General features: G+C 47.3%; 21 protein-coding genes. 3 read left to right on the top strand and 18 right to left on the bottom strand.

Annotated elements, in window-relative coordinates:
* Positions 1–2 precede the first annotated feature (2 nt).
* A complete protein-coding gene (locus ASG33_RS09025) occupies positions 3–1,427 on the bottom strand; it encodes an L-serine ammonia-lyase (RefSeq protein WP_056282846.1) in 1,425 nt (474 codons plus the stop codon).
* Between the two features lie 142 nt (positions 1,428–1,569).
* On the opposite strand from ASG33_RS09025, the gene dtd reads away from it, so the two are divergent.
* Positions 1,570–2,022, top strand: a complete 453-nt coding sequence (gene dtd, locus ASG33_RS09020) for a D-aminoacyl-tRNA deacylase (RefSeq protein ID WP_056282842.1) — start codon at positions 1,570–1,572, stop codon at positions 2,020–2,022.
* Positions 2,023–2,194: 172 nt separating this feature from the next.
* Complete coding sequence (locus ASG33_RS09015) at positions 2,195–2,521, top strand: nucleotide pyrophosphohydrolase (RefSeq protein WP_056282838.1); 327 nt, start codon at positions 2,195–2,197, stop codon at positions 2,519–2,521.
* 2 nt (positions 2,522–2,523) lie between these two features.
* On the opposite strand, the gene ASG33_RS09010 is transcribed toward ASG33_RS09015, so the two are convergent.
* The 10 genes from ASG33_RS09010 to ASG33_RS08965 form a co-directional block, all read right to left on the bottom strand.
* Positions 2,524–3,036, bottom strand: a complete 513-nt coding sequence (locus ASG33_RS09010) for a hypothetical protein (protein ID WP_157474638.1) — start codon at positions 3,034–3,036, stop codon at positions 2,524–2,526.
* Between the two features lie 94 nt (positions 3,037–3,130).
* Positions 3,131–4,729 (bottom strand): 2-oxoglutarate dehydrogenase complex dihydrolipoyllysine-residue succinyltransferase, encoded by a 1,599-nt coding sequence (gene odhB, locus ASG33_RS09005; protein ID WP_056282830.1) that lies wholly within the window; start codon positions 4,727–4,729, stop codon positions 3,131–3,133.
* A gap of 48 nt (positions 4,730–4,777) precedes the next feature.
* Positions 4,778–7,540, bottom strand: coding sequence for a 2-oxoglutarate dehydrogenase E1 component (locus ASG33_RS09000; RefSeq protein WP_056282827.1), 2,763 nt, complete (start codon positions 7,538–7,540; stop codon positions 4,778–4,780).
* Between the two features lie 108 nt (positions 7,541–7,648).
* Complete coding sequence (locus ASG33_RS08995; RefSeq protein ID WP_056282824.1) at positions 7,649–8,572, bottom strand: PorP/SprF family type IX secretion system membrane protein; 924 nt, start codon at positions 8,570–8,572, stop codon at positions 7,649–7,651.
* A 110-nt stretch (positions 8,573–8,682) separates the two neighbouring features.
* Positions 8,683–11,892: a hypothetical protein gene (locus tag ASG33_RS08990; RefSeq protein ID WP_056282821.1), complete on the bottom strand. Its 3,210-nt coding sequence runs from the start codon at positions 11,890–11,892 to the stop codon at positions 8,683–8,685.
* Between the two features lie 16 nt (positions 11,893–11,908).
* On the bottom strand, positions 11,909–12,976 hold the full coding sequence (locus tag ASG33_RS08985; RefSeq protein ID WP_056282818.1) for an FAD-binding oxidoreductase: 1,068 nt from the start codon (positions 12,974–12,976) through the stop codon (positions 11,909–11,911).
* A 2-nt stretch (positions 12,977–12,978) separates the two neighbouring features.
* Positions 12,979–13,689, bottom strand: coding sequence for a (d)CMP kinase (cmk, locus tag ASG33_RS08980; RefSeq protein ID WP_056282815.1), 711 nt, complete (start codon positions 13,687–13,689; stop codon positions 12,979–12,981).
* 138 nt (positions 13,690–13,827) lie between these two features.
* On the bottom strand, positions 13,828–14,334 hold the full coding sequence (locus ASG33_RS08975) for a GNAT family N-acetyltransferase (protein WP_056282812.1): 507 nt from the start codon (positions 14,332–14,334) through the stop codon (positions 13,828–13,830).
* A 1-nt stretch (position 14,335) separates the two neighbouring features.
* Entirely contained in the window at positions 14,336–14,923 is a 588-nt protein-coding gene (locus ASG33_RS08970) for an LUD domain-containing protein (protein ID WP_056282808.1), read from the bottom strand.
* Positions 14,923–16,299: a lactate utilization protein B gene (locus tag ASG33_RS08965; protein WP_056282805.1), complete on the bottom strand. Its 1,377-nt coding sequence runs from the start codon at positions 16,297–16,299 to the stop codon at positions 14,923–14,925. Before ASG33_RS08965 ends, ASG33_RS08970 begins: the two co-directional genes overlap by 1 nt.
* 243 nt (positions 16,300–16,542) lie before the next feature.
* Here ASG33_RS08965 and ASG33_RS08960 point away from each other — a divergent pair, with 243 nt between their 5' ends.
* Positions 16,543–16,938 carry a hypothetical protein gene (locus ASG33_RS08960; RefSeq protein ID WP_056282803.1) on the top strand — a complete coding sequence of 132 codons (396 nt, stop codon included), beginning with the start codon at positions 16,543–16,545 and terminating at the stop codon, positions 16,936–16,938.
* Between the two features lie 65 nt (positions 16,939–17,003).
* Here the strand turns inward: ASG33_RS08960 and ASG33_RS08955 are convergent, their stop codons facing one another.
* The 7 genes from ASG33_RS08955 to ASG33_RS08925 form a co-directional block, all read right to left on the bottom strand.
* A complete protein-coding gene (locus tag ASG33_RS08955) occupies positions 17,004–17,780 on the bottom strand; it encodes a (Fe-S)-binding protein (protein WP_056282801.1) in 777 nt (258 codons plus the stop codon).
* 1 nt (position 17,781) lies between these two features.
* The gene (locus ASG33_RS08950) at positions 17,782–18,564 is read right to left on the bottom strand and encodes an endonuclease/exonuclease/phosphatase family protein (protein ID WP_229238599.1); all 783 of its coding nucleotides are present in this window, start codon (positions 18,562–18,564) and stop codon (positions 17,782–17,784) included.
* 27 nt (positions 18,565–18,591) lie between these two features.
* Positions 18,592–18,927 carry an L-rhamnose mutarotase gene (locus tag ASG33_RS08945; protein ID WP_056282798.1) on the bottom strand — a complete coding sequence of 112 codons (336 nt, stop codon included), beginning with the start codon at positions 18,925–18,927 and terminating at the stop codon, positions 18,592–18,594.
* Positions 18,928–18,937: 10 nt separating this feature from the next.
* Positions 18,938–19,768, bottom strand: a complete 831-nt coding sequence (locus ASG33_RS08940) for an amidohydrolase (RefSeq protein WP_056282795.1) — start codon at positions 19,766–19,768, stop codon at positions 18,938–18,940.
* Between the two features lie 8 nt (positions 19,769–19,776).
* The gene (locus ASG33_RS08935) at positions 19,777–20,646 is read right to left on the bottom strand and encodes a fumarylacetoacetate hydrolase family protein (protein ID WP_056282792.1); all 870 of its coding nucleotides are present in this window, start codon (positions 20,644–20,646) and stop codon (positions 19,777–19,779) included.
* Between the two features lie 232 nt (positions 20,647–20,878).
* On the bottom strand, positions 20,879–21,652 hold the full coding sequence (locus ASG33_RS08930) for an SDR family NAD(P)-dependent oxidoreductase (protein ID WP_056282789.1): 774 nt from the start codon (positions 21,650–21,652) through the stop codon (positions 20,879–20,881).
* An 82-nt stretch (positions 21,653–21,734) separates the two neighbouring features.
* Entirely contained in the window at positions 21,735–23,390 is a 1,656-nt protein-coding gene (locus ASG33_RS08925; RefSeq protein WP_056282785.1) for a UxaA family hydrolase, read from the bottom strand.
* Positions 23,391–23,524 lie beyond the last annotated feature (134 nt).

Genomic DNA, 23,524 nt, shown 5'->3' with positions numbered 1-23,524 from the left:
CCTCAGCATTCACTCAGACTGATCGGGATATTCACTGCCAAGCCCCCTTCCGACGTTTCCTTGTAGCGGTGGTTCATATCCAATGCCGTTTGCCACATGGTGTGCACCACATTATCAAGTGATACTTTCGCGTTTTCAGGATTACTTTGCAGCGCAAGCTGTGACGCAGTGATTGCCTTGATTGCGCCCATTGTATTACGTTCAATACATGGAATTTGCACCAGTCCGCCCACAGGATCACAGGTTAGTCCGAGGTGATGTTCCATTGCAATTTCCGCAGCCATTAAACATTGTTCAACAGTACCGCCCGATACCTGCGCCAATCCGGCCGCGGCCATCGCCGACGACACGCCGATTTCAGCCTGGCAGCCGCCCATTGCAGCAGAAATCGTCGCGCCTTTCTTGAAGATACTTCCGATCTCGCCGGCGGTCAGGAGAAACTTGAAAATATCCTCTTCGGTACCGCCGCAAAAGGTAATATAAAACTGGATCACAGCCGGAATTACACCGGCTGCACCGTTTGTAGGCGCGGTAACCACCCTGCTGTACGATGCATTCTCTTCATTAACGGCGAGTGCGAAGCAACTTACCCAGTCTAATGTATAATTGAATCCGGCCCCGCCAGCTCTGATTTTTTCAATCCAGTCTGCACAGCCTGCACAATCCTGCTCTCTCAGTAACTTCCGGTTTAATGCAGCCGCTCTTCTTCGGACGTGCAAGCCGCCTGGCAACTCTCCCGCTGCCTGACAGCCGTGAAAAATACTATCCTGCATGACCCGCCAGATCTGCATCAGATCCTGACGGATTACAGCCTCGTCGCGCCACGCTTTTTCATTTTCCAAAACGATCTCCCAGATCTGCTTGCCTGACAGTTTGTGCCATTTCAGCAAATCGGATGCATAATCTATCGGGAATGGGAGCGTTATGAGAGTTGTGCCCCCTCCTTTGTCCTCCCCTTCCTGAATTACAAATCCACCACCAATCGAATAGTAAGTTTCCTCCAATGTACTGTCAACACAATCAGCTATGAATGTAACACCATTCGGATGGAACGGCAGCGACTCTGTTTTGTGAAATACCACATGCTCTTTGGGGGAAAAGCGGATCTCCATTTCACCACGAAGCAAGGTAGTTTCCTGGGTTGCAATGTCGGCGAGGATCTGATCAATCGCGCGGGTTTCAATGGAAACCGGATCATAGCCGCTCAGGCCGAGGATCACTGCAATATCGGTACCGTGACCTTTTCCGGTTTTTGCCAAAGATCCGTACAAATGCACGTAAACGGCGCGCACCTGATCGAGCTTGCCACGGGATTTCACAACATCCAGGAACTGCTGCGCTGCACGCCACGGACCAAGCGTGTGTGAACTGGACGGTCCGATACCAATTTTAAAAATATCGAAAACTGAAATTCTCTCTTCTTTCATCGGGTATAGTTGCAGGTCGTATTATCCTGCGATTGCGGATACAATTTACAACTGCTCACCGAGTTTCCCGTATTTTTAAGATTGAACACGCAAATCGAGCGTTATCCGGCTTATTTTTGGAATCTAATCAGAGCATGCATTTATGATTGCAGTGATACAGCGGGTGAGCCGCGCTTCCGTTACGATTGACGGGAAAGTAAATGGAGAGATCAGAACGGGCTTCCTTGTTTTACTTGGAGTTACTCACCTGGATACTGATGAAGATATTCAGTGGTTGGGTAAAAAGATTGTGGGACTACGCGTTTTCAACGATGCAGAAGGTAAAATGAACCTTGATTTACAAGCTGTGGGAGGAGATATTCTGCTGATCAGTCAATTTACGCTGCACGCAAGTACCAAAAAAGGCAACCGCCCCTCATTTATCGAAGCTGCGAAGCCAGATATCGCAATTCCATTGTACGAAAAGATGATCCGGTTCCTGGAAGCAGAAACCGGTAAACCAATCCAAACCGGCCAATTCGGAGCAGATATGAAAGTAGACCTGCTAAACGACGGCCCGGTGACGATTGTTATTGATTCTAAGAATAAGAATTGAGGAGGAAAGGGAGGAAGGAGGAAAGGGAGGAAAGGGAGGAAAGGGAGTTTATGAGTTTAGAGTTTATGAGTATATGAGTTTATAAGTTTATTAGTAGCACATTTTACTTCCTCCATCCTCCATCCTCCGTCCTCCCTTTCCTCCAAAAAATCAATCATTCAAAATTGAAAACATGACCATTCAACAAGCCCAGGACGATGTCGATAAGTGGATCAAAACTTACGGGGTCCGTTATTTTTCGGAATTGACCAATATGACAATTCTGACTGAGGAAGTAGGTGAAATGGCGCGGATTATGGCGCGTACCTATGGCGATCAGTCTTTTAAGAAAAGCGATTTGGGAAAAGACCTCGGCGATGAAATGGCCGATGTACTTTGGGTCCTGATTTGCATTGCCAATCAAACAGGCATCAATCTGACGGAAGCTTTGGAAAAGAATATCGCCAAGAAAACCGAGCGGGACAAAGACCGGCACAAGGCGAATGAAAAATTGAAGTAACACTAAAATCTCAAACCTATCGCAATGCGGCCCGGTGAAAGGTTTTGATAAAAGTAGGCGCTGGTTTTGCGCTGGCTAATCGTTTCGTTATACTGTTGCACAGCCCTGTTTTTCCTACTCTTCCCGACTATCATCACCACAAATCCGGGAACAGCGATTGCACTGCCTGTCAGCAGAATGATAGGTCCGGTCAGAGATGCTTCGTGCGCGCCCAATGTAATCAGCGTGCCCATTCCTTCTACCGATGCAATTGCTGCACCTACAAGGGCAATACTCCCACCAGTAACTGCAACGATGCCTCCTTTTCTGATAGTCCTTTGACCACTTACAAACTTCTGATGCGCGACAGGGTCTGCAATTCCAAGCCAATAACCTACCTGCTCCGTGTTCAAAAACTTCTTTTCTGCTTTATATTTCCCGAGCAAACGATTGATCTTAGGATATTCCCCCTGGGCAAACACGCTCAACTGCACGAGTAAAAGCATTGACACCAAGAGGAGTAGCTTTGTTATCATATACATGGTTTTTGATAACAAGATAAATAAAAATGCCCGACCTTTTGGATCAGTTCCAAAAGCCGGGCATTCTAATATTCGTTATTGCTGGCAACTACATATCCAGCAACAAACGCATTGGGTCTTCCAAAAGCTGTTTTACTCTCACCAGGAAGCTCACAGAATCTTTTCCGTCAATCGTACGGTGATCGTATGAAAGTGCAACATACATAATCGGGCGAACTACAATTTGTCCATCCACCACTACGGCACGCTCAACAATGTTGTGCATTCCGAGGATAGCAGATTGAGGCGCATTGATGATCGGTGTCGACATCATTGAACCGAACGTTCCACCATTGGTGATCGTGAACGTCCCACCTGACATCTCGTCCATTCCAAGTTTACCATCGCGGGCACGTACTGCCAGGCGAACGATTTCCTTCTCAATCGCTGCGAAAGAAAGTGTTTCTGCATTGCGGATCACAGGTACTACCAATCCGCGTGGCGTAGATACCGCAACTGAAATGTCAGCAAAGTCATTATATACCAGCTCGTCACCGTCGATAGAAGCATTAACAACAGGGAAATCCTTCAATGCAACAGTTACCGCTTTCACGAAGAACGACATAAAGCCTAGTCCAACTTCGTGCTTCTCCTTAAACTTATCTTTGAACTTGTTCCGCAGATCCATTACCGGCTTCATATCCACTTCGTTGAAAGTGGTGAGCATAGCGGTCTCGTTTTTCACTGCTACCAGGCGGCGTGCGATAGTCTTGCGAAGCGAAGACATTTTTTCGCGACGCTGCGAACGCGCTCCGGCAGGAGCTGCTGCCACAGGAGCAGAGGCTGGTTTTGAAGCAGATGCACTGGCAGCCTGAGGGGCCGAAGCAGGCTTGCCCGCTTTCAATGCATCATCTTTCATGATCCTGCCGCCTGAACCTGATCCGTTTACGTCCTTTGGATCAATGCCTTTTTCCGCAAGTATCTTGGCTGCTACAGGCGATGCATGTTTTTCGCTGTATCCTTTTTCAGCAGGTGCGCTGGTCTGTGCAGGTGCAGATTGCTGCTGCGCCTGAGCAGGAGCGCCTGCACCTTGTTCGATCGTGCAAATCACCGCACCGATAGCCAGTGTATCTCCTTCCTGACCAACGATCCTGAGTGTTCCCGCAGCTTCGGCCGGTAACTCGAATGTAGCTTTGTCAGATTCCAGTTCGCAAAGAATTTCGTCCAGCTCAACGTGGTCACCATCTTTTTTACTCCATGAAGCAATGGTAACCTCAGTGATAGACTCTCCTACTGTCGGCACTTTCATTTCGTACACTTTTGAAGCACCGTTTGTTGCAGGCGCTGCCGCAACAGCAGCAGGTTCAGCTGCCTTGTCTTCCATTTTTTCGGCCGCTGGCTCTTCCGGCGCAGACGCCGCGGGCGCCGCTGCTTCCGGTTTAGCCGCAGGTGCTTGTGAAGCGCCGTTTGCCGCGGAATCAATCGTCGCGATCAGGTCGCCGATGTTGAGTGTATCCCCTTCCTGCGCTTTGATATGCAAGGTACCTTCTGCCTCTGCGGTTAGCTCAAAAGTTGCTTTATCTGAGTCTAGTCCACAAATGACCTCATCCATTTTCACAAAGTCCCCATCATTTTTGAACCAATTTCCTATCGTAACCTCGGTAATAGACTCGCCAACGGGCGGTACTTTTATTTCAATTTCAGCCATTTTATCTGCAATCTTGTTGTCGAATTAAGTCTTAATTTATAGGAACAATCATTCAAAAGCTCTTCTGATAATTTCCGCCTGCTCTTTCGCGTGGATCTTGGCAAAACCGGTTGACGGTGATGCGCTTGACTCACGGGCAATTACCTGCAATGGTTTCGCGCCCTTGTACATACGCAGCATAAATGTCCAGCCACCCATATTGAAAGGTTCTTCCTGTACCCAATATACTTTTGCATCAGGATACTGGTTCAAATGCGCGTCGATCTGTGTTTGCGGGAACGGATGCATTTGTTCAAGACGAATAATCGCTACATCGTCCCTCTTCTCTGCCTGCTGTTTTTCATAAAGTTCATAATACAGCTTTCCAGTACACAGAAGCACTTTCTTCACCTTTTTCGGATCAGCATAAGTGTCACCGATCGTCTCCTGGAATGAACCGCTAACAAGACTGTCAATCGGAGAAACACAAAGCGGGTGACGCAGCATTGATTTTGGCGACATAACGATCAGCGGCTTCCTGAATGGGAATTTCAACTGACGGCGCAGCAAATGGAAGAAGTTAGCCGGTGTTGTCACATTGGCCACTATAATATTGTAGTTAGCCGAAAGTTGTAAGTATCTCTCCGGGCGTGCGTTTGAGTGTTCCGGTCCTTGTCCCTCATAACCGTGAGGTAACAACATCACCAGACCTGTCCAGCGATCCCATTTGGTTTCGCTTGACGTCACAAACTGATCGATGATCACCTGTGTACCGTTGGCAAAGTCACCAAACTGCGCTTCCCAGATAACAAGTGCATTCGGGTTGGCCATTGAATAACCGAACTCAAACCCAAGTACGCCATATTCGGAAAGCAGCGAGTTATAGATCATAAACTGACCCTGACCCTCCTGGATATGCTGCAAACTGTTGTAAGCTGCATTGGTTTCCACATCGCGAAGCACTGCGTGACGGTGTGAGAAAGTACCGCGCTGCACATCCTGCCCGCTCAACCTTACGATGTTTCCTTCTGTAAGGATAGAACCGTAAGCAAGCAATTCGGCAGTAGCCCAGTTCACTTCTTTTTTATCAAAAATCATCTGCTCACGGTCTTTGAGCAGCTTGTCGATCTGTTTCAGTCTGTTAAAATTCTCAGGCGTTGAGATCAGCGCCTTTCCGATTTTTTCAAGAATATCAAGCGGCACGCCTGTTTCAGGAGATTTTTCAAAATCTTCCGGTTTAGACTTACGCAATGTATGCCACTCCTGTTCCAGCTTTGGCAAGGTATAAGGCAATGCTTTTTGCTTCACCATATCCAAACGCTCCTGCAACAGCTGCTTGAACTCTTTGTCCATATTCGCAGCCAGCTGCGCGTCTACATCACCGCGATCCGCAAGCGTCTTCTGATAAATCTCTCTTGGGTTCTGGTGCGTTTCGATCGATTTGTATAAAACCGGTTGTGTAAACTTCGGTTCGTCTGCCTCGTTGTGTCCGTGACGACGATAGCAAACCATATCGATAAAGATATCCTTATTGAACTTCTGGCGATATTCCACAGCCAGGCGCATACAGAACACGACCGCCTCAGGATCATCCCCATTCACGTGTAACACGGGAGCGTCCACGATTTTGGCGATGTCCGTACAATAGATACTGGATCTTGCGTCAATAAAGTCAGTAGTAAAACCAACCTGGTTGTTGATCACGAAGTGAATGGTACCTCCTGTGTAATAACCATTCAGTGCCGACATCTGGGTTACTTCGTAAACGATACCCTGACCTGCGACAGCTGCATCCCCGTGGATCAGCACAGGCAGTACGCGATCGTAGTCGCTGTCGTACATCCCGTCAGCACGGGCGCGGATATAACCTTCCACGACCGGGTTAACCGCTTCCAGGTGGGAAGGGTTAGGTGCCAGCTTCATGTGTACTTTGTGGCCGTCTTTGGTAGTGATCTGGCTTGCGAAACCCATGTGGTATTTCACATCACCATCTCCCCAAACCTGATCCGGCAAATTCCCTTCGAACTCGTTAAAAATCTGTCCGTAAGTCTTTTGCATAACGTTGGCAAGCACGTTCAAACGACCGCGGTGCGCCATTCCGATCATCACTTCCACAACGCCCATTTCAGCGGCTTTGTTGATCATCGCGTCCAGAGCAGGAATAGTCGTTTCTCCACCTTCCAGTGAAAAACGTTTCTGTCCCAGATACTTGGTATGAAGGAAGTTTTCAAAAACAACGGCTTCGTTCAGCTTCGAGAGAATATGCTTTTTCTCATCTATTGAGAAATCCATATTCAATGCTTCTTTCTCGATTTTTTTGCGAAGCCAGCTCTTTTGTTCCCGGTCACGAATGTAGAGATATTCGAAACCGATGTTTCTTGTATAGATCGTTTTAAGCGATTCTACGATTTCTCTTAAAGATGCAGGCCGGCCAAAAACTTCAACTCCGGCTTCAAAAACGGTGTCCAGATCTTCCAGACCGAGGTTGAAATCGGAGATATCAAGTTGTGGACGACGGTCTTTTCTCTTCTGAATAGGGTTTGTGGTCGCCATTAAGTGGCCACGTGAACGGTATCCGCGGATCAAATGGACAACCTCCATTTCTTTGCGGATACGGCCGGGATCTGACTTCCCGACTGTGGCAGCTTCCTTACCGGCGGCTGCCCCGTTTGTGTGCCCGTTACCATTGACGGGATATTTTTGATAGAAGTCGAATCCTTCGAAAAACTTCTGCCATCCTTCATCAACTGAGGTGGCGTCTTGCTTGTAGGAATTGTACAATTCCTCTATGTAAGCGGCGTCGGAATTTGCTATGTAAGTGTATTTATCCATCACAAAAGTGATTATTTCATTTATGGCACAAAGGTACGAGACTTATGTAAAGATTACGAATAAAATCTCCTTTTAACTGGGTTGAAAAACATTTCTACTGCGTTATTTTTAATACTTATGAAATCCTTTGGGATTCGGAACGAATTTCAGCATAAGTTCGTGAATCCCCTTTGGACCCGTGTAGGAAGCATAAATCTGCTCTGCTGTACGGGTACTGTAAAAATACCCCAGCCGCACATTTCTGCCCACCTGTACTTCGGCCGATAATTGGAGATAATCTACTTTCGAAGAGAACGCCGTATATCCTCCGCCGGTCCGGTAAGAGGCGCCTATCCCTACTTTTTCACTTACCCACAACCGTGTACCAAAATCGAACCTGAGCTTCCGGTCTTTCTCCTGTACAAACAAAACATGAGGCAATAGCATCAGTTCGTCACCTAGTTCGTAGCTGCCTCCCGCCGTGATATACAATGGTCGTCGGTATACCGCAGCCAGCGGCTGATTTCCAAAATTCCCTTCCAGCAGCTCCGGTTTAGAAATACCGAAATACAGCTTGTCTGAACGCAGCCACGCTCCTATTCCAAACGAACCCACGGCTCTGTTGTTGCCGCCGTAACCACTTTGATCCATTACCGGCAATACATTAATGCCACCCTGAGCGCCTAATCCAAGTTTCCAGTTATCCGAAACTCCAAGGTGATAAGCAAAGGATCCCGTAAATCCGGTGGTTGTAAAATAGCTGGTCTGGTCATTCAATGCCTGAAAACCTATCCCGAATTTCCCGTTTGCTATCGTACCGTCAGCCGCAAAGGTCTGGCTGGACGGCGAATTGCGGATATTAAACCACTTCCTCCGGAACATGGCGGTCATATTAAAGTCTTCACGAACACCTGTAAATCCCGGATTGACCGACATTGGATTTTGCAGATACTGCTCATAAAGTACTTCTCTCTGCGCAGATGCAGACTGATATATTCCCGCCACGAGCAGGGCAGATAAAATCATTTTCTTCATTCCGTAATGTGTGTTCATGTTGACAGCTTTTTGTAATTAATGCTTCTCAGATACTAAAAATGGCAGAAGAGTCGCTCTCCTGCCATCTTAATAACGTCTGTAATCAGACTTTATACTTGAAATTTTTCTTAAAAATCATAACCCAGTGTTACATAAGGTACTGCCTTTCCGGTATAGCCGTTGTCAACACCCCAGGCATAGTCAAACTTGGCATAAAAGCCGAACAAAGTTGTTCTGACGCCCATTCCATACCCCATTAAGTAAGGATTTTTGTAATTGGTAACTGTTGCGCGGAAGGGATCGTCTTCGGTACCGATGATTTGCGTGTTCAAGCTGTTATTTTCACTAAACGGCCCTTTTCCGGTCCAGGCTGTTCCGATATCCCCGAAACCAACGATCTGGAAATTCCTCAGGAAGCTGGATGTGATTGCTCCGCGGTAAAGATATTTTACCAAAGGAATGCGTAACTCCGCATTTACAAGCATATAGCTGGTTCCCGAGAGACGGTTCAAATTGAAGCCGCGCAGGTTGGTAGCGAAGTCTGCAAAGAAGATATCTCTGTTATCCTTTTGGAAATTCAATGGGTTATCACCAGTCCGGGTTTCTTTCTTATTCCCGATCCAGTTTTCCATTCCGCCTAATATATTCTGCTTAGGTGCGCGACCGCCGGAGTGGCTTGCCGCTGCTCTTACTGCCAGGATCAGGTCACGGTGCAATTTCTGATAATGCCTGAAATCAAGACTCACCCGGTTGAAGCTCTCGTTTCCATTGGTAAGTCCCTGTTGCATGTCATAACGCACCTTGAAACGCGTTCCCTCCATCATGTTCATCCCGTTCACCCGCGTATTATCGAACACATACTCGCTGCGCAATCCCCCGTAACTCGATGCGAGATCCGGATTTGGCAGAATATACACATCGATCATGCGGGTCGAAGTATACATAGGCGAGACAGAGAAGCGGCTCGTCGTGGAGAATGGGTACGAAGCTGTAAACATCAGCTGGTTGAAACGGTATTTCTGTGGCGCGCCTTCGGTATCGATATAAAGGTTTTTTCTGTCAAATCTGACACCGAAATCAATGCGGTAAGTATTGTTGGAGTATTCAGCAAACAAATCACTGTTCCTGAAATTTGAGGAAATGAATAATCCTGCTTTGATCACATGATTTTCGAGCAGATCATTCATTGAAATCGATTGTGCAAATCCAAAACCACGGATCGGATCAATACGCCAGTCAGAATTGGCATCGTTGGTGATGAACAATCCTTTATAGGAAGTCGGACCTTTGATAGCAATATTCTCACGCGTGGCTCTCGTCCGCGTAAGTGCGCTCGGCGTTGTCGGGAATGTACCTCTGTTTCGTTTTGACTCAAATGCTTTCAAAACATCTTCGTCAAACTCATAATTGTCCGTATCAACCTCTCCTTCTTTCAATGAAAGCTTCGGCGCCTGGGTCGCCTGTTGCGCGGCTGCCTTCACAGAATCTGCCTTTGCGCCTGCATTCGCCGCACTAACTTGTCCGGCAGAGCCCGTGAGTGCGGGGGTATTTATTGTGTTATTAAGATCAAATGCATTCTTGTAAGCAGCTACATAATACCCTTCATTCAGATAGGTGTAAGCCAATGCACCTCCCGATTTCAAATTGATATCTGCATTGCGGATATTCTGAATATGGTTAGTTAGCTGCGAAATGGAAGACGATGCTCTGTTGTATTTGAAAAGATTGTTAACCCCTTTTCCATTTGACAGGTAAACCAGGTCATTTGCGTCAGCATATACGGGCATTAACTTCGATTTCCCGTCGCCCTGCACCAGCTTCACCATATTGGCCGACTTGGGTGTACCGTCGTGCTCGAAGATGGTGTAGGAAGTTGAGATCGATTTGTAGCTTCCTTTATCAGCAGTTCCTACCGAATCAACCGGGCGGTTTGATGAAAATACCACTTTACGTGAAGAGCCCTGGATAAACCGTGGCGAGAGATCATCATAAAGGTCATTGGTCAATGCGAGCGGCGAAGCACGCGCCACGCTGATCAGGAATAGATCGTTTTGTCCACCCTTATCCGCACTCACAGCCAGCATGGTACCATCGTGAGAAATGTCCATATCCATGATCTGATCAAGACCTCTGATGTTTCTCCTCAGCTTGATCTTCACTTTTTTAGTGCCCAGCTTTTCATACACGTACAGGTTCTTACGCTCATTTTCAGAGGCAAGAACAGCCAGCTGATTGTTCCTGAACCACGCCAGAAGCGGCGGCTGCGTTTTAGCTCTTCCACCGATCAGATCCAGTTTTCCCTGACGGATAATCTTCTTTGAGCGCGTTTCACTATCAAATAGATACACCCGGTACCTGCCATTTTTGATCTCGCTGACAGCAGTGAATTTGTTGTCAGGCGAAATTTTGATAACAGCTGTCGCATCCGAAACATTGAATTCATTGAGCTTGTACTTCCAGGATGGACTTGGCTCGGCGTAGAACTGTTCTGCGTTTTTATTCTGATTGAGGTAGTAGGCGCGCCAGTCGCGTAGGAAGCGGTTGTAAGATGGTACACCCAAAGTACTCGTAATACTTGTCTGTTCCGTACGGATAATGCGCGTCAGATTAAGGATATCCGAAATTTTATCTTTCCCGTAACGTTCGGCAATGTAATTCCAGATGGACTGACCGATCAGTGTTGCATCGTTTCCGGTCATCAAAGTCGGCTTTCTTACATTCCTGTTTTTGAAGAAATCCCGCATGTAATCGTTTAGCTCGGGAGACCAGCCGTCGGCAATGTAAGCAGCAGTACCCGACATAAACCATTCAGGGAGCGTCAGCAAAAGCGAGCTTTGCAGCGCCTCTTTCATATTGCCGCCGTAAAGCATATCATACACAAACAGCAAGCTGATATCTTTCACCAGTTTCTTGCGGAAACCTACCTGATCACCCGTGTAAGCAACTTCTACCCGCGACTGCGAAAGGTCCAGCTTCTGCTCGTTCAGGTTGTCGAGTGTAGACAAGCCCATATTACTCTGTTCGAGCTCGGCAGGCGAGTTGTAAAGGAAGATTTTAACGCGGTTGTAGGGAGTCCAGCCAAGTATGTCCGTGATTTTATCAAACTCACTTTCAGCATACTGGGCCGTAAGGCGGGCGAGATTGGTGCCGCCCTGGTAGTGGTAAATTTCGAAATTGGTGGTTTTGAAAATCTTCCAGTTGAACTTCTTGAACTGAACCCTGTTCTTTCCGAAAGTTTCCTGAGAAGGATAGCGCTGCGCGTGTGTTTGCGTAAATACTCCTAAAACCGCTATTAATCCGACCGAGAAAGTTAGTTTGTATATATTTCTAATGCTCATAATACTTGGGCTGTCTTCAACGGAAATATAACGAAAAATACCTTTTAATATTAACTAAGGGATTCAATTCTTTGCCGTTTTCAAGGTGCCCGGTGAGCTGATTTGCGAAAAAAGGCGCAAGTGTTACTCCTTTGGTACCTAAGCCATTGAAAATACAAACGTTACCATACTCCGGATGAATGCCGACCAGCGGCCGCCGGTCCTTCACGGAAGGCCGAACACCAGCAGCAGCAGATTGAATGCGGTAAGGTATTTTGATCAATGCATCCAGCTTTTCTTTCAGCTCGTTTTCTGCGGCCGCAGTGGGTTCCCAATCGAGCGGGTCCCAGGAGTAAGTCGCCCCTACCCGCATCACATTCTCACCTGTTGGCAGCATGAATATTCCCTGGTTTACAATATAATCCGGCAATGCAACATCGGTTGCTACATCAAGTATCTGCCCCTTTACAGGTGCAAATGGCAGCCAGCTGAAATAAGGATTATCATTTCCAAAAAAACCCTGACAAAAAACTACCTTATTGAAAGTCAGATTATTCCAACTAACAAAGAGAGTATCAACCTGAATATCGGCCGCATTAAAGCTAGCCTCCTGGTAACACCCAACTTCCTGAAAATAAGCCTTGCTCCTATCCAGCAACAAAGGCAAATCCACCCACCCCGACTGCGTTACTTCCAGACCGCCAAAAGGCGATTCCACATACTCCGACAAATCCGCACCCTGAACCGTTGCAATGTAAGGCGCAATTGCCGGGTCGGCTGTCTGGGCTAAGTACGTATTCTGCTCCTCAATGGATCTGAATGGCCGGAAAATCGGGACGGAATAAAGCAGCTTGCAACTCAGCCTATTTTCAAGGTTTGTGTAAAAATCCCGGGCGTATGGAAAAAGATCGTCGGCAAGCCAGGTTTTAACCAGCTTCTTGCCTGTCAAAGGGTTAAATATCCCCGCGGCGACTTTGGAGGAAGAAGGTAATGCAGTATCTCCCAGTACAAGGACTTTCTTACCCTGATCAAGTAAGTGCAATGCAAGAGTTGTACCCGCAAGTCCCTGGCCAACAATGAGGTAATCGTAATCAGAATCAGCCATTTTCAAGCCTTGCTGGCGTTTCGACGGCGCAGCGAGAGTCCGATCTGCTCGTCGGCGAGGCGCACGACCAGCTCTACCTGCTCGTCGAGCGTCATCATGGAATTATCAATGTAAACAGCATCATCTGCCTGCCGCAACGGGCTTTCGGCGCGATGGGTGTCGATGTGGTCGCGCATTTTCAGGTTATCGGCAATTTCTGCCAGACCTACCAGCTCCCCTTTTTCCATCAGTTCAATTTGTCTTCTCTGCGCCCGGATAAGGGGATCGGCTGTCATGAATATTTTCAGTTCAGCCTGCGGAAACACGACGGTACCTATATCGCGTCCATCCATTACAATCCCCTTCGTTTTACCCATTCGCTGTTGTTGCGCCACCAATGCATGCCGGACTTCTGCAATCGCACTGACGTCACTTACCTTTTCGGAAACATACATTTTGCGGATTTCATCCTCAACATTCACGCCATTCAGATAGGTATCGTTACGACCCAGCTGTGCGTGCCGCCGAAAGGAAATCTGAATGTTGCTTAAAGCAGTTTCAACCTCCTTCGGATTGGTGAGACTGACGTGATTTTGAATAAAATACAAGGTCACAGCACGGTACATTGCACCAGTGTCTATATAGGGATAGTTGAGCTGTTTTGCAACCTGTTTCGCCGTTGTGCTTTTGCCACAACTGGAATAGCCATCAATTGCAACAATGATTTTTGGCATAATTGGAGTCGTCATTTTCCGGTTTCAACAAACGCAGATCAGCCGGAAAAATAAATATCGTGAACTATGCAAAAATAGAGGAAAGAACTCGCCGGGGACTTTTTTCCAGCAAGTTTTTGGAGAAAAAGATAGCAGCGCTCAGGCCAGCTTTACATACAAGTGCTCGTCAAGCACGAGGCCATTCTTAATAATTGCTTTACGGTGAACCGCTTCCAGTTCATAGCCTGCTTTTTCGAGTACGCGCACAGAAGCCGCATTGGTCTCAAAAACACCGGCAAACAATCTCGTTATGGAGGTATTTTCAAATATCCAGCTTGTCATTTCGCGAAGTGCGGCCGTCATGATATTGCATCCCCAGAAAGGTTCGCCTAGCCAGTAGCCGATTTCTGCATTGTTTCGGTAAATATCTTCCTGCCGTACAACCCCAATTCCACCGGCAAATTTACCTTCAAAGAAAACGGCGCGCTGAAATGCATTACTATTTGCATTGCTGCACATATCGATCCAGTAATGCGCATCGGCAATGGTATAAGGATAAGGAAAATTGTCCCGCACCTGCGCTGAAACTTTAGGATTATCTGCAAGCCGGGCCAGGTCGGCCGCCATATTTCGCTGAAAAGGCCGGAGCTCAATCGCTTGTTCCATGCTATTCCTCCTCAATCAAGAATATCACCATACTGCGGGCACCGTGCGCTCCTATCACCAGCGATTGCTCAATGTCCGCCGTTTTCGACGGACCGGCGATGAAACAGCCCCAGCCAGTCGTGTCAGTAAGCCGCTCATAAGCATCGTGCATATTGTTCACAATAGCCGAGCGGGGAATGGCGAGTGCCAGGTTTTGTGTGATAAAAGGCAGGACGCGATGCTGCAAATGACTATCGGAAATCCAGACTGCCCCATTCTCCGCTACACCAAATTCTGCTTTCAGGATAGCAATTTCAATCAGTTCAAGTTCGTGCGGGTCTGTTACATTCAAACTGAAATCAGCCCAGGAAGCCAGCTGCGGAATGTTGGTCGCGCGGTTTACGACGCCTGCGTACAGTTCCTCCACCTTTTCTGCGAGTGCCTGTGCATTCTTTACCACAACAACTTCCGTATAAACTGATTGAAGTGTTTCGATAAACTTGACTTCCGTGTTCTCGAAAAAGCTGGTAAACCTCATCTGCTCCGGAAGTGCAATCGGGTCCGGCTTGTTCAGGCGGATCTTTTCCAGGATTTGTTCTCTTGTACCCATTATTCTTTGCGGTTTCGGATATACCAATCGCGAAAACTCTCTTTCGGCGCTTCGGGCATATCGCGTTGTTTATACCAGGGATTTAATCCGTTATTAACTACAAATGGCATCGTACGCATTACCGAACGGCCCAACCTGCCCGACCATTGATAAAACCGCGGCTGCGACAATACCATTGACATGGCACGGATCCCTAAACCTTTAGACTGAGGTACGTGGCCGGCTTTTGCCAGTACCTGCCTCCATTTATAAAGCTGATCGTGTATATCGATCTTCACCGGACATACATTCGAGCAGCTTCCGCAAAGCGTACTTGCAAACGGCAGATCCGCATTCTTCGTCATATCCAGGTTTGGCGCGAGGATAGAGCCGATCGGCCCGGCAACTGCATTGTGGTAGCTGTGCCCGCCGCTCCGCCGGTACACCGGACAAGTGTTCATGCAGGCGCCGCAACGGATACATTTAAGCGAGTTCCGGAAATCAGCGCGGCCCAGCTGGGTTGTGCGGCCATTGTCAACAATAACAATGTGCATTTCCTGACCTTCCCGGGGCTTCTTGAAATGACTGTTATAGGTAGTAACTGGCTGCCCCGTGGCGCTTCTCGCGAGCAATCTCAAAAACACCCCGAGGTGCTCCTGCTTCGGGATAATTTTCTCAAAACCCATACAGGCAATGTGAATATCCGCCAGGTGCGCGCCCATATCTGCATTTCCTTCATTGGTAGCAACCACAAATCCACCCGTTTCAGCGATGGCGAAATTGACACCGGTCAATGCGGCCCGGCGCGTCAGGAATTTGTCACGCAGGTGTTGTCTTGCGGCTTCGGTCAGGTACTGCGGATCAGTTGCGCCTGCTTCCGTACCAAGATGCTCGTGAAAAAGATCGCCTATATCTTTCTTTTTCAGGTGAATAGCCGGCAGTACAATGTGGCTCGGCGGCTCCTGCCTTAGCTGCACAATGCGCTCGCCCAAATCAGTATCAATAACTTCAATGCCGTTATTTACGAGGAATTCATTCATGTGACATTCCTCGGTCAGCATTGATTTACTTTTTACCATTTTGGTAATGCCGTGGTTTCGCAACAGACCCAGCACAATTTCATTATGCTCGGCCGCATTCGCTGCCCAGTGCACATGCACGCCGTTCTCTTTGGCTTTCTGCTCAAAACTGATCAGCAGCTCGTCCATATGAGACAAAACATAGTTTTTAATGCCCGATGCAGTTTCACGCAGCTGCTCCCATTCAGGCAGCAACTTGGATGATTTATCCCGTTTCTGGCGCACGAACCACAGCGTTTCGTCGTGCCAGTCAACATATGGTTCGTCCCGGTTGAAGACTTCCGAGGCTTCGGAATGCTCTACGATTGTCTTAGACATAATTACCTTAACAATTTAGTAATAGTACTTTTAGAAGAATAAGAATTGCACTTTTCACATTCGTTGCACTATTTCAAGTTTGCAAATTGTTTAATAAACAACTTTTAATTTTCTCAAAAAAAGCTATTTTATTGTAATGCAATATCTTATACTTTTGAAGCACAAAGTTTTTCGATCGGGGCATCGGAGTCTCAATTAAAGTTTAGTTTAACTTTTTTTAGACACATTAAAATTTTCACTCCTATGAAAACCAAAAACACTCTTATCATCGCAGCCTTGACTGGCTTGCTTCTATCAGGTTCTGCTTTTAATTCTATCGCTCAGGACAACATCGTTTCTGCTGAAAATACAAAGTCGGCTACTGACAAACTGACCATTCTGCAGATTAAACCAATGCAATTCCGCGTTTCATATAATAACCCAGTTTCAAAGAATGTCGCAGTGCGTATCCTGGACACTGAGAAGAATGTACTTTTCTCAGAAAGCAGACGCGTTGACAACAGCTATTTGAAGTATTTTGACTTATCGACCCTGATGGACGGTACTTATACCTTCGAAATCACGGACGGAAAAGAGAAAGCTTCACAATCGTTTGACATTTTGACTACAACGAGCCGCGTTGTTTCTTCAATCAACTAACGAGGCTCTTCTCAGATTCTGAACCGGCACGGAGCACATCCGTAAACTTTGTAAAGTACCGGGACTCACGCGATGGGTTCCGGTATTTGTTTTATAGCGCTGTTCAAAATTTCGGCTATATGCTTTATCTGGACCTTTGAATTGTTCCGCTTTAAAATCCCGCCTAAATGCATCAGGCAGCTCATATCCGAGCCTGTAATAAATTCAGCATTGTGCCTGATGTGATCAGCAACCCTGTCCTTACCCATTTTCACCGACACTGCTTCTTCACTCACACAAAACGTTCCGCCAAAACCGCAGCATTCATCCATACGGTCCAGGTCGATCAGCTCCAATCCACGCACCTGCTTTAAAAGAGTGACCGGTTTTGAAAACGGCTCCGCATTAAGCTCCGACATTTGCGAAAGATGTAGCCCTCTTTGCCCGTGGCAACCCTGGTGAAGTCCGACGCGGTACGGAAACTCTGCTTCGATATGGTCTATTTTCAGGATATCGGTAATGAATTCAACCAACTCATACACTCTCTTGCGCAAAACCTTCGACTCGTCCGCACGATTATCTGCTTTCAAATGCTCTTTAATATGCAACACACAGCTACCCGAGGGCGAAACCACGTAGTCGCATTCCGAAAACTGGTCAAAAAACAGGTTATCACAGGATCTCGAAAGGTGCTCAAAACCCGAGTTAGCCATCGGTTGGCCGCAACAAGTCTGATTCAGCGGAAATGTAACCCGGCAGCCCAGTTTTTCCAGCAGTTCGAGAGTTGCGATACCTACCTGCGGATAAAACTGATCAACATAACAGGGAATAAATAATCCGATTTTGAGGTTTGAGTAATTCATTTTACCAAAATTCAATGGTGGCAAGGATAGGATAGTGATCCGAAACTTCTGGATAGTTCCGCAGAACTTTATAGTTCTTGACGCGTACTCTGTTATTCAGCAATGCAAAAATGTAATCGAGCCTGTCGCCCGGCAATCCTTCATTCCACGTTTGCATTTGCGAGCCTTGTGCTGCATCCTGCCAATTTTTACGGAATGAAAAGTAAGGCTGCTCATTGGGACGCGCGCCCATATCCATTCCGATCAGCACTGGCTGAATGCTGTTGACCAGCATCTGGTTAATATAAGCAGCCTGTAAAGCCCGGTCCATTACCGAGGCATATTCAAGCCGCGAGCTGCAAATCCGGAACGTAAGTCCCTTTACCGGATTGACAAGTCCGCAAAGCAGCACTTTCGGATCTGCTCCCTGCGTGGTAGGCAAAGCAATAGATTGAGTATTTTCAAAAGTCCACCTCGACAATATCCCCACACCCTGCGACCCATTTTCCGAGCGGTCGGCCACTCCGTACAAGTAATGCATTCCGGTTTGTACGGCGATCTGCCGGAGCTGAAACTGTGTTTTTCCCTTATCCACCAGGCTGTCAACTGCTTGTAAAGCAATCAGGTCTGGCTTGTGGTCGGAGATAATTTTAAGAATATCCCTCAGGTTCGACTCCTCTTTCAGATTGAGACCGTGCCGGATATTGAAGCTCATTACTTTCACTTCCGTTGCGCGGCGCGGCTGCGATGCCGATAAGCTGCATGAAACAATTGTAATCAGTAAAATATAGCCTAGTCTGCTCAAACTATTCGAATCTGGTTCACAAAATTGCTATGGTTCGAGGGCAAAAATCCTGTCCATCAAAACCCACTTTTCACCAGGCTTGGCCTGGGGCAGCGCCTTTTGGTATTTCCACATTAATTGTTCCCATTCCTGAACTTTGGCATTTGCCGCATCCATTTGGGCTTTATTATCAAAACTGAAATCATCTTCCGTTTCCATGATCATGAACAACCTGTCGCCAAGCCGGAAAATCTCCATTTGCGTAATGCCCGCATCCCTGATACTCTTCTCGATTTCCGGTCTGAGCTGCTTGTGATAAGCTTCGTATTCGCTGATCATCACAGGATCGTCAACCAGGTCGACAGCAAGACAGTACCTTTTCATTTTATTTTATTTAGATATCCAGCTTATAAAAATCGATTGCATTCTTACCCATTACCTGCCGTACTTCCGAATCGGAAAACATGCTCAGATAATCGGTCAGGATACCTTTCGCACCTTCATATTCCGCCGCGACCAGGCACACTGGCCAGTCGGAGCCAAACATCAGTCTTTCGGTACCAAAAGCTTCAAATACAGTATCCAGGTACGGCCTGAAATCGGCTTTTTCCCAATTGACCCAATCGGCTTCGGTAACCATACCCGACACTTTGCAACTTACATTGGGCAGCTCTGCGAGGGCACGTATATCATCAGCCCAGGGTTTAAGCTCACCATTTTTGATCTTGGGCTTGGCAATATGGTCCAGCACAAAACGAACATTGGGCAACTTCACAGCAAAATTGAAAGCTTCTTTCAGCTGGTTCTGGTAAATGAGGATATCATAGGCAAAGTCAAATGCAACGAGCTGACCTACGCCTTTGATAAAATCAGGTTGCAGCAAAAAACCCTCGGGTTGTCCCTGCGCCACGTGCCGAAAGCCTCTCAGCTTCTCAAACTGTGAATACCTTTCCAGCTTGCGATACAAATCGGACGAAAACAAATCGACCCAGCCTACAACACCTTTGATAAAATCGTTGGCTTCGGCGAGTTGAAGCAGAAACTCGGTTTCCGAATCAGTTGAAGAAGCCTGCACAGCCACACAGCCATTTACCCCGTTTTGCCTGAGCACGGGCCAAAGATTCTCCGGTAAAAAATTCTTCCGGATCGCACCCATTTCCGGCGTAATCCACGAATCTCTTTCTTCATCAAAAATCCAGAAATGCTGGTGACTGTCTATGGTCATGGTTTTTATTATTGAATGAGCGCTTTCCACGCAACTGCTTCCTGCTTCTGGTTACCCAGCTTTTCAATGCCAAGCTCCACTACATCGCCCGGTTTGAGGTATACCTGCGGCTTCATACCGAGACCTACACCGGCGGGGGTGCCTGTGGTGATCACATCACCCGGCAGCAATGTCATAAACTGGCTGAGGTAGCTGATCAGGAAAGGCACCTGAAATATCATATCGGAAGTATTGCTATCCTGAATTTTGTCTCCATTCAGGCTCAGCCATAAATCAAGGTTGTTGGCATTTCCTACTTCGTCGCTGGTCACCAGATAAGGTCCGAGCGGCGCGAAAGTATCATTGCTTTTACCCTTCACCCACTGGCCGCCGCGCTCCATTTGGAAGGCGCGCTCGGAGTAGTCATTATGCACGGCATAGCCGGCTACATACTCCAATGCATTCACTTCGTCTACATAGCTCGCCTTTTTACCAATAATTACGGCCAGCTCCACTTCCCAGTCCGTCTTTTCTGAATTTCGTGGGATAATCACCTGATCAAATGGTCCGCAAAGCGCAGAAGTGGATTTGAAGAATACGATCGGCTCTTTCGGCAATTCCGTCGCGCCCGATTCGTAAGCATGCTTCGCGTAGTTCATCCCAATGCAGACGATCTTGGAAGGCCGCGCAATGCAGGATCCAAACCGGAAACCATCTTCTACCGAAGGGGCAGTAGCTGCATTCGTGTCCAACCACTCGCTTAACCGGCTCAGACCGCCAGTTGCGAAGAATTTTTCATTATAATCTTCCCCGAATGCGGAGACATCTATTTTCTTACCATCAGCAAGTTCAACCCCTGGTTTCTCCTGCTCAAAAGCACCAAATCGGAATAGTTTCATTTTTTTTATTTCGGCTTTCAGCTGTCAGCTTTCGGCCTATTTACTTCGGCCTTCGGCAGTCGGCTTTCGGCCTGTGTTTGGTTAGATTGATTTTTACATCGGCTTTCTGCAGTCAGCTTTCGGCCTGTGTTTATGTTGTTGTTGTTGTTAATCTTTAATATATGCTGCCTAGTAATGCAAAGCAGCTTGCTGCAAAAAAGCCGACAGCCGATTGCCGACGGCCGACAGCCCCCTAATTATTCAACTTCTCAAATCCACCATCGATCAGATAATCGCAGCCTGTGATGAAGCCGGCTTCGTCGGAGCAGAGGTATAGTGCCAGGGCTCCTATTTCTTCCGGTTTCGCCATTCTTCCGATGGGCTGCGTTTTTGATAGTTTTTCGAACATTTCTTCTTCTTTACCCGGATAGTTCTTCGCGATAAACCCATCTACAAATGGCGTGTGCACGCGCGCCGGGGAAATGCTGTTACAGCGTATCCCTTCCACGAGATAGTCCCGCGCGACTGATAAGGTCATAGAGTAAACCGCGCCTTTGGCTGTGGAATATGCAAACCTGTCAGGGATACCTACCGTGGCTGCAATGGAAGCCATATTCAGGATTACGCCGCCGCCATTCGCTTTCAAATGCGGAATAGTCGCCATCAGACAGTTGTAAACACCTTTTACATTGACGCTCATAATCCGGTCGAAATCGATCTCGGAAGTCGTATCCGCCTTGCCTATGTGCGCGATACCCGCATTGTTTACAAGAATATGGATCGGAGAACTGGTTGCGATCGCATTGACCACATTCACCACATCGGCTTGTTTGGAAATATCTACTGCGTGCGCTTCGGCTTTCCCGCCATCTGCAACAAGCTCATTGGCAACTTGTTTGGCCAAATCAATATTCAGTTCCAGTATATGCACTGTGGCACCCTGCTTTGCGAAAGTCTTTGAAATGGCTAACCCGATACCGCTCGCGCCGCCTGTAACCAGCGCTGTTTTTCCACTTAAATCAAACATGCATTTAGTATTAGTATAAAAGAAAAAGGCCTTTTTTAACGATATATACCCTGCTTTCCTGTTTTTTGGATCAAATCTGTGATCAGAGTGAAACGCCCCTTTTCCAGGGAATGAAATCGTCCTGACCGAGTTGCTGCGCCTTGGTAAGCTCCCCGCTGGCTACATTGATGACGTATTCCAGCAAGGCTTCTGCATTCTGTTCGATCGTTTGCGTACCGTCTACAACAGGTCCGCAATCAAAGTCGATTACATCCGGCATCCGGTTGGCCAGCGCCGAGTTCGTAGCCACTTTTGCCACCGGACAGATCGGGTTACCTGTCGGTGTTCCCAGTCCGGTTGTGAAAAGGATGATATTAGCCCCTGCCGCAGTTTGTCCCGTGGTTGCTTCCACGTCATTACCAGGTGTACAAACCAGCTGCAAGCCTGATGCAGTAGCTCTTTCGGTGTAATTCAAAACATCTGAAATGAATGCATTTCCACCTTTTCGCGCAGCTCCGGCAGACTTGATCGCATCCGTAATCAATCCATCCTTGATATTACCCGGCGAAGGATTAAATGCAAATGCCGAACCTACTGCTTCCGCTTTTCCTGCATAGTCGCGCATCAGCTTCTCAAACTTCGCTGCTTTTTCTTCTGTCACGCAGCGGTTCAGGAGCTCCTGCTCTACCCCATTCAGCTCCGGAAATTCTGCCAGCAAAGTTTGCCCGTTCAGCCCCACCACCAGATCAGACAAATGCCCCAGTACAGGGTTTGCAGAAATACCCGAGAATCCGTCGGAGCCGCCGCATTTCAGTCCGACTGAAAGCTTGGACAATGGCGCAGGTGATCTTTCAAATGTATTTATTTTCGTCAATCCCATGAAAGTCTCCTTGATAGCGCCTGACATAAGCGAGTACTCGGTACCTTTCTGGTGTTCAAATGCAAAGAACGGTTTGTTGAAATTCGGGTCACGTTTCCTGATCTCGTCTTCCAGCGTTTTCAGCTCCGAGTTCTGGCAACCCAGACTCAGCACGGTGATACCTGCCACATTGGGATGTACTGCATAAGCTGCGAATAAAGCACATAAAGTATTGGCATCGAAGCGGGTACCTCCGCATCCACCTTCGTGGGTAAGGAATTTTACCCCATCTACATTGGCAAACGGCCGCTCCGGCTTTCTCCTGGCTTGCACCGGCGCATCCACGAACGTTTCCAGACTTTTGATCCTGCGCATATCTCCTGCCTGGTACAAATGCAGGAACTCTCTTACCTGGTCGCGATACATATCGGTTTGTGCATAACCCAGCTCCCGCTCAAATGCATCCTTCATGATCAAAACGTTGCGGTTTTCACAAAAAACCAGCGGCAGCACGAGCCAGTAATTATAGGTACCTACGCGGCCGTCTTCCCGGTGATATCCATTGAAAGTACGGTTAACCCATTTACTTACATCTGGTTGTGTATAAGAATAAGGCTGACGCTTGGCAGTGCTGTAATCGTGCGCGTCGTGTTTGAGATTAAAAGTTGTGATTGGCTCTCCCTTTTTGATCGGCTGGGTAGCACGGCCAACGAGCACGCCGTACATAATGATAGCGCCGCCGGTTTCAATGTCTTCTGTTACAAACTTGTGCTTGGCCGAAACACCATATTGCAATCCATAATCAGCGCCGTCCCAGTTAACCTGAGCGCCGGCCGGCAAATCGCGAAGAGCAACTATAACATTGTCAGAAGGATGTATTTTCAAAAGCTGTGAAGCCATAATTTAACGATTATTAATACAGATCAGGATGGTGGATGATATTGGAATCTTGAAACAAAACAACATAATATATCAATATCAGAAATGAATATCGTAGCAAATTATTCAACTATATTGGCATATATTTCTAATTT

It is taken from the genome of Dyadobacter sp. Leaf189, from assembly GCF_001424405.1.
GTDB lineage: Bacteria > Bacteroidota > Bacteroidia > Cytophagales > Spirosomataceae > Dyadobacter.
This window is presented reverse-complemented; position numbering and strand designations above follow the sequence as displayed.

Coding starts and splice junctions, on each gene's coding strand:
- ASG33_RS08955 (WP_056282801.1), bottom strand. CDS start 17,780: ATGAATTACTCAAACCTCAAAATCGGATTATTTATTCCCTGTTATGTT.
- ASG33_RS08985 (WP_056282818.1), bottom strand. CDS start 12,976: ATGGCTGATTCTGATTACGATTACCTCATTGTTGGCCAGGGACTTGCG.
- ASG33_RS08935 (WP_056282792.1), bottom strand. CDS start 20,646: ATGAAACTATTCCGATTTGGTGCTTTTGAGCAGGAGAAACCAGGGGTT.
- ASG33_RS08990 (WP_056282821.1), bottom strand. CDS start 11,892: ATGAGCATTAGAAATATATACAAACTAACTTTCTCGGTCGGATTAATA.
- ASG33_RS09000 (WP_056282827.1), bottom strand. CDS start 7,540: ATGGATAAATACACTTACATAGCAAATTCCGACGCCGCTTACATAGAG.
- cmk (WP_056282815.1), bottom strand. CDS start 13,689: ATGCCAAAAATCATTGTTGCAATTGATGGCTATTCCAGTTGTGGCAAA.
- ASG33_RS08975 (WP_056282812.1), bottom strand. CDS start 14,334: ATGGAACAAGCGATTGAGCTCCGGCCTTTTCAGCGAAATATGGCGGCC.
- ASG33_RS08930 (WP_056282789.1), bottom strand. CDS start 21,652: ATGTTTGATTTAAGTGGAAAAACAGCGCTGGTTACAGGCGGCGCGAGC.
- ASG33_RS08995 (WP_056282824.1), bottom strand. CDS start 8,572: ATGAACACACATTACGGAATGAAGAAAATGATTTTATCTGCCCTGCTC.
- odhB (WP_056282830.1), bottom strand. CDS start 4,729: ATGGCTGAAATTGAAATAAAAGTACCGCCCGTTGGCGAGTCTATTACC.
- ASG33_RS09025 (WP_056282846.1), bottom strand. CDS start 1,427: ATGAAAGAAGAGAGAATTTCAGTTTTCGATATTTTTAAAATTGGTATC.
- ASG33_RS09015 (WP_056282838.1), top strand. CDS start 2,195: ATGACCATTCAACAAGCCCAGGACGATGTCGATAAGTGGATCAAAACT.
- ASG33_RS08925 (WP_056282785.1), bottom strand. CDS start 23,390: ATGGCTTCACAGCTTTTGAAAATACATCCTTCTGACAATGTTATAGTT.
- ASG33_RS08940 (WP_056282795.1), bottom strand. CDS start 19,768: ATGACCATAGACAGTCACCAGCATTTCTGGATTTTTGATGAAGAAAGA.
- ASG33_RS09010 (WP_157474638.1), bottom strand. CDS start 3,036: ATGATAACAAAGCTACTCCTCTTGGTGTCAATGCTTTTACTCGTGCAG.
- ASG33_RS08945 (WP_056282798.1), bottom strand. CDS start 18,927: ATGAAAAGGTACTGTCTTGCTGTCGACCTGGTTGACGATCCTGTGATG.
- dtd (WP_056282842.1), top strand. CDS start 1,570: ATGATTGCAGTGATACAGCGGGTGAGCCGCGCTTCCGTTACGATTGAC.
- ASG33_RS08960 (WP_056282803.1), top strand. CDS start 16,543: ATGAAAACCAAAAACACTCTTATCATCGCAGCCTTGACTGGCTTGCTT.
- ASG33_RS08965 (WP_056282805.1), bottom strand. CDS start 16,299: ATGTCTAAGACAATCGTAGAGCATTCCGAAGCCTCGGAAGTCTTCAAC.
- ASG33_RS08970 (WP_056282808.1), bottom strand. CDS start 14,923: ATGGGTACAAGAGAACAAATCCTGGAAAAGATCCGCCTGAACAAGCCG.